The 5,872-nt window shown below is 59.7% G+C and carries 5 protein-coding genes and 1 pseudogene; 2 read left to right on the forward strand and 4 right to left on the reverse strand.

Going from position 1 to position 5,872, the window contains the following annotated elements; all coding sequences use genetic code 11:
- Positions 1–488: 488 nt before the first annotated feature.
- The 3 genes and pseudogenes from IVA96_RS02280 to IVA96_RS02290 form a co-directional block, all read right to left on the reverse strand.
- Positions 489–854 carry a helix-turn-helix domain-containing protein gene (locus tag IVA96_RS02280; RefSeq protein WP_247277990.1) on the reverse strand — a complete coding sequence of 122 codons (366 nt, stop codon included), beginning with the start codon at positions 852–854 and terminating at the stop codon, positions 489–491.
- A gap of 219 nt (positions 855–1,073) precedes the next feature.
- A pseudogene (locus IVA96_RS35685) lies at positions 1,074–1,755 on the reverse strand (carbonic anhydrase).
- A 506-nt stretch (positions 1,756–2,261) separates the two neighbouring features.
- Positions 2,262–2,552 carry a VirK family protein gene (locus IVA96_RS02290; RefSeq protein WP_346347878.1) on the reverse strand — a complete coding sequence of 97 codons (291 nt, stop codon included), beginning with the start codon at positions 2,550–2,552 and terminating at the stop codon, positions 2,262–2,264.
- Positions 2,553–3,282: 730 nt separating this feature from the next.
- On the opposite strand from IVA96_RS02290, the gene IVA96_RS02295 reads away from it, so the two are divergent.
- Both IVA96_RS02295 and IVA96_RS02300 read left to right on the forward strand, forming a co-directional pair.
- Complete coding sequence (locus IVA96_RS02295; protein WP_247415248.1) at positions 3,283–4,236, forward strand: hypothetical protein; 954 nt, start codon at positions 3,283–3,285, stop codon at positions 4,234–4,236.
- 492 nt (positions 4,237–4,728) lie between these two features.
- A complete protein-coding gene (locus IVA96_RS02300; protein ID WP_247300228.1) occupies positions 4,729–5,103 on the forward strand; it encodes a hypothetical protein in 375 nt (124 codons plus the stop codon).
- A 444-nt stretch (positions 5,104–5,547) separates the two neighbouring features.
- Here the strand turns inward: IVA96_RS02300 and IVA96_RS02305 are convergent.
- A partial coding sequence (locus tag IVA96_RS02305) for a TCP-1/cpn60 chaperonin family protein (RefSeq protein WP_275974751.1) occupies positions 5,548–5,872 on the reverse strand: 325 nt, incomplete at its 5' end.

Raw genomic sequence — 5,872 nt, forward strand, 5'->3', positions numbered from 1 at the left:
CGAGGAGGCAGGGTGCAATCTGGATGAACACTGAATGACGACATTCCCGGTAGCAATCAGACCGCCTGACTCACTGCGCTTCGAGCGCGCAAAATTGATTGGGCGATTGCTTCCGCGGACATCATCGTGGCCAGCGGCAGGTGCCGCGTTCACAGGCCGAACATATGACCGCACCGCCATTCCTTGTTCAATCAGAGAAAGACCTTGCAGCCCGGGCCGTTCCACATATGAGTCAGAGCCCCTTTTGGATGCCGATAGGGGGTCCCAGTCGAACGCCGATTGACACTCTCGAGCCCGGCGAACCAATGCTCCTGCTCTCGGCCCGGAACGCACGCACATTGGAGCCGTCGCGAGTGTCCAAGCGTTGCCACGAACACGAATGCCTTGACTTTCGCCCTTCCGATCTCGACCAGGCGCTCCCCGAAGTCCATCTCCAGCTGCCGGCCCGGCGGCGTCTCAAACCCGCGTCGTCGCCAGCGCCTCCGCCTTCAGCGCCGATAGGGCTGCACGGCGCGTTGCAGTGTCCGCCGGCTGCCGGCCACGCCTTTCTCGGCCAACAGGTCCTGGCGCACCACGTCGGCATTGCCGCGATGCCGAATGAGCCTCTCCCGCAGCCAACCCTCAAGGCCGTCGAGACGCTTCGGCCGCTCAGGCGACTTGAACGGCTTCACCCCGCCCGCCGCCACGTAGCCCTTCACCGTGTGATGGCTGCAGCCCAGCTGTCGCGCAATCCGCTTCAGATCCCACCCGCACGCCCTCAGGCGCAACATCTCCGCCACGTCATCCGGCGTCTTCATCACCTGCCCCCGTGGATCAATCCACGACGAGCCTTCAGTGATTCGTTCCTGCTTCATTCACTCTCTCCTCAGCTGTCCGAGGAAGGGGCAATTCCTCGTGACCCTGAGGGGGCAATTTTCCATGGCGCGCGACACGCCGTGAACGCGCTGCGCCGGCGCGCGGCGTAAGATCTGTCCCTCCGAGCCAGGATCTGGTCGACTCGGCGGCAGAGACAACAACCTTTCAACCTTGTCGCTTCAAACGGCACTGCTCAGAAGTTAACGCCCTGATGACGGTCAGCTTACCAATTCGACGCGGCCGGTGTCGAGCCGATAAAGACCCCAGACGACCTTCAGCCTATTCTGCTCGATTGCTAAATTTAAAATCGGAGCCGCCGATTTGAGTTTATTGACGTTGTCGACTACATTTTGCCGGATCGCATTTGCGAGTGCATCCCCGCTTTCCTGGGAAGACGCTTTTACCGCGGCCGCAAGTGCGGCGGCGAGAGATGGAATGTGCCCAGGCAAAGACTTGGACTCGATCGTAGCACCGACGGCGCCGCAGAGATCGTGGCCAAGTACCAGGACCACCGGCGTATTTAGCACGGTCACCGCATATTCAATGCTGGCGAGCATTTCATCGTTGGCGAAATTACCAGCGACACGGCAGACGAACAGATCGCCAAGTCCGCTATTGAAAACATGTTCGGGTGCGATACGTGAATCGGCGCAAGTTAGGACCGCCGCATATGGATGCGTCGTGATAGGTCCTGGACGTAGCGCGCATTGCTTTCCATTAGGCGCTTCAGCGAAGCGTCCGGCGTGAGAAGGTTGTCCGGTTTTGGCGGCGCCGCTGCCTCCATGGCGCCCGCAATCCTACCGCCCAGCAGCATGCCCGCCGCCGAAGCCGTGAACAGCATAGCGAACGGCGAGACGGCGTCATCGGATAAGGCAAGCTCGGGAGGCAGTCGTCACACATGTTTTCCCTCTTCGTGTGCTGCTCTACGCTGTCTCGTCGCTTCGGGCTCCGCCTCGCTGCGGAACCAGCGCTAACCCAGCGCCTTACCTATGGAGTTGCACCAACTCAGTTGCACAGATGTGTTCGCCCTAGCGCCTCTCGTTGCGCTTGATGACACCGCGATGAGCGTTATCCAAAATGGCTCCGAGAAGGAGTTCTAAAGGGTCGTTAGGCAACCTGATCAGGATTTCGAGACAACGTCACCGCCTCCCAAACAGCCGTTCTTCAGGCGGCATGCGATCCACTAGATTAGGATGAGTGGAGCGAACGCGGAGCCGCGCGAACGGCCTTAGCGCCGGAATCCATCGATGTGCGCAGGCAGCGGTGAGCACGAACGAAGTGGGCATCCTGGTCACTAGCGCTCCTCGGGTAATGTAGCACGATCGAAGTTGTCATCCGTGCGTGCCGAATGGGATACCTATCACATTCCGACGCGGCTAAGAACGGCTCAAGCCTCATTCCAATTTCTAGACGAACTTCGCGCCGTCCCGCAGTTCGCAGACCAATTCCCCCAGGTTCATGATCTTGGCCGGCCCGGCCACCAGCTTTGAGGCCCGCACCGTGAGTTTGCCTTCGCGGCTGAGGCTGTGGCGGATGTATTCCGTCACTGGGTACCCGGAACTGTCCACGGTTTGATGAGCGTTGGAGAAGTTGATGCCGTTCTGGGCAGTCACCCTGAAGGCATTGATAATTGGCCCGCCCTGTGTGGCCGAGCCGGGTTTTGTTGCCCGCCGGTAAGACCAACCTCTCCCTGGCACGCCCCATCGATCTCGGAGTTTCGGTGACTAGCGGATCACCATTGGTGGCCGCTCTTAATGAACAACCAAGAGACGCTGCCCTGACGATTTTGACGAAAGTCGAGAGCCTGTGCTTGATTCGGTGGAGCCAGTTCTTGTTGTTACCCGACGGAACCTGCGCAGGTGATTGGGTATGTGGGCCTAAGGGTGCGTAGCGCTTGCAAATGATTATGATCGATCCCGCGGAGTGCGAGTCACTTCGTGCAATGCCTGCGAATTGCGAGAACGACTGGCGTCTCGGCGGGCTTGTCACTGGATCCTCCGCATTATGACGCGCCGTGCTGACATGTGCTCGCGCTCGCTGCACCAAGCAGCGGCAAATTCTCCGCGCGAGGGCCTTTCTTGAGCACGTGCCGTTGCAAGTTAGGCGCGCCATAAATGTTTCTAGCGCGATTACGGACCGGTCTGTGAAATGCCAGAGCAGGGCACCTCTGCTCCATCGGTGAGTAGTGTAAAGCTCATCACAATACTTTCGAAGCTAACACTGCATTGTCAGGTTTGAGCCAAGGGGCGCGACCGAGCGACTGGAGAACCGCCAATTTTCAGGCGGCACGCTGCTTGCTTCGTTCGGACCGGCGGGCACAGTCCCGCCCATGACCGCTGTCGAAACCGAATGTACGTCTTCTGTCCGCTTTCGGCCAGCTCGCAAGTCGCGCGAGCCGGGCGGCCCACCCAGCCCAGGATCACTCCCATGAAACACTCGCTCCTCGCCGCCGTGTTGCTCTCGCTGACGTGTTTGTCCTTCACGGCGGTGCCCCAGGAGTGGGCCGCTGCGGCCCGGGTGGACGATTCCTTCCTTTGCCTCGAGGAAATCGAAGAGCCACGCGCACTGGATTTGGCCCGCGCCGAGAATGACAAGACGCTCGGCGCGCTCCAATCAGATCCCCGCAATCGCCGCTTCTATGAGGAGGCCATCAGCATCCTTCAGGCCAAAGACCGGATTTCCTATGTTTCGTTGGAACGCCGGGGTCTCAGCAATTTCTCGCAGGACGAGAACCACGTGCGCGGCATCTGGCGGCGTACTACGCTTGACAGCTATCGCGGCCAGGACCCGCACTGGGAGACCATCCTCGATATTGACGCGCTGGCGGTCGCGGGTAAGAAAAGCTGGGTCTTTAAAGGCGCTACCTGCCTGCCGCCCCAAGTGCGCCTGTGCCTCGTCCAATTTTCTGATGGCGGTAAGGACGCTGTGCTCGTCCGAGAGTTCGACCCGGACACCAACCCCTTCGTCACGACCGGTTTCGCTCTTCTGGAGGGAAAGCAGGCCGTCAGCTGGGTCGACCGCCACACGGTCCTCACTGCACGGGATTGGGGAGAACGGACCCTGACGCAGGTTGGCTGCCCTTTCCTCTTGAAGGAGCTCAAGCGCGCTCAGCCGCTCGTTCGAGCGCGCGAGGTCTTCCGTGGGGAGCCGACCCATGCCGTGGCGGCGCCCTTCGTGCTGCGGGATAATGAAGCCAAAGTACATGCGGCCGGCGCCATGCGCGCCATAAGCTTCTTCGAGCAGGAGTATCCTATGAGAATATCGACGGCGGACATAGCGCGACCGCCAATCTTACGGATACGCGCGACGGCTGGCACTCGAATACACCTATGCATCCAGGCGGCTTGTGGATTGAGTGCGGTTGACGGGCGAGTTCGTTAAGGTCGCCAGTGCAAATGGCGGCTTGTCAGCATCAGCGCGTTTGGTCGGAGAGATCAGTGACCAGGCCGCATCCGTGTTTGTCATGACCCGCCACTGCGGGATGTCGTTGTGCTCTATGGCTTCACTCCAGCCATCCCGCGTCCGGCGGGATGGCTTCGCAAACCTGAATATCTAGAACTCTCACAGCCACAAGAGCTCTCCTTCGTTGCGCTCGAGCATTCGCAATGGTGCGTTAATTCCATCTCGGAGCAGTGGGCGACATGGAGCGGAGAATGCACAAGCCTTCGATCGTCAAGAGGCAGCGTGCGGCATGAGGTTTTGGACCTGTAAAGCGCTCACGGTCAACGCGATCTGTTCCCGGCTACATCAACGTAGCGAGTCGGTTCACGCTGATCACTTGAGCCATGATTGGCATCGTCAGCCGCAGGAAATGTGCGTGCGGGCTTGCGCTCCGACGGACAGGTGAATCACGAAATACAATGGAATCCATTCATGAGCGACATGACAACTCAGATTCATTCGCACGCGGTCGTGTGGATCGACCACCTCATTGCTAAGATATTCTCCATAGGTTTAACGGGCGTCAGCGCGACGGCCGTACGCGCGCATTTGGCGCCCCAGCGTCTTGATTGCAAAGCGCATACTGGCTCTGCCGTGAATGACGATCCGACGTTTGTCGTCAGGGTAGGTCGGGCGCTGAGTAGCTGCACTGATCTGCTGATCATCGGACCGGGAACCGAGAAGACCGAGCTGATGAACTTCCTGAGAGTGAACAGGCCGGATCTCACCCTGCACGTCGAGACAAGTAATCCTCCGACCGACCGGGAAATTGTAGCGGTTGGGCGAAAGATCTTCCGTCTCGATTGAGTTGGCGATGTTCTTCTTCTGATTGTGGACGGTGCAACAGATCGGACCAAATTACGAGAGATGAGGATCGCTCTTCCCGGGGACCACCACCTAGCTCGCGCATCCGTTTACAGCGATTGATAGGCGCGGGGACCGATGCTATTTAAGTCAGTAGCGCCAATGGGTGGCTACCGCGACCGGGCGTTCTCAGGTGTTCGCCTTGACCAGCCGCCGACGTTGAGGCCGCAGGGAAAGACCGTGCAGAACCGCGATCACCCGCTCGTCCTCCCGATGACATGCCTACCAGCAGACTCGCAAAGCCCCAAGCGGAACGACTAGCAACTGCTGATCGTCATTTCCGCAGAGCGCATAGCGCTAGATCAGAACAACGAACTGAAAAAGTCGCGAGCAAAAAAATCCCCCCGGCATTTTTCTGCCGGGGGTCGCATTTTAGAGAGAGTTGGATCAGAAGTCCATGCCGCCCATGCCGCCGCCCGGGGGCATCGCGGGCGCGCCGGTGTTCTTCTTCGGCAGCTCGGCGACCATGGCTTCCGTGGTGATCAGCAGCGCCGCCACCGAGGCAGCGTTCTGGATCGCGGCGCGGACCACCTTGGTCGGGTCGATGATGCCCTTGCTGACGAGGTTGCCATACTCGCCCGTCTGCGAGTCGAAGCCGTAGGCGTATTGCTCCTTCTCCAGGATCTTGCCGACGATCACCGAGCCGTCTTCGCCGGCGTTGATAGCGATCTGGCGAGCGGGCGCCGACAGCGCCTTGCGCACGATCTCGACG

It is taken from the genome of Bradyrhizobium sp. 159 (assembly GCF_023073795.1).
Classification (GTDB): Bacteria; Pseudomonadota; Alphaproteobacteria; order Rhizobiales; family Xanthobacteraceae; genus Bradyrhizobium.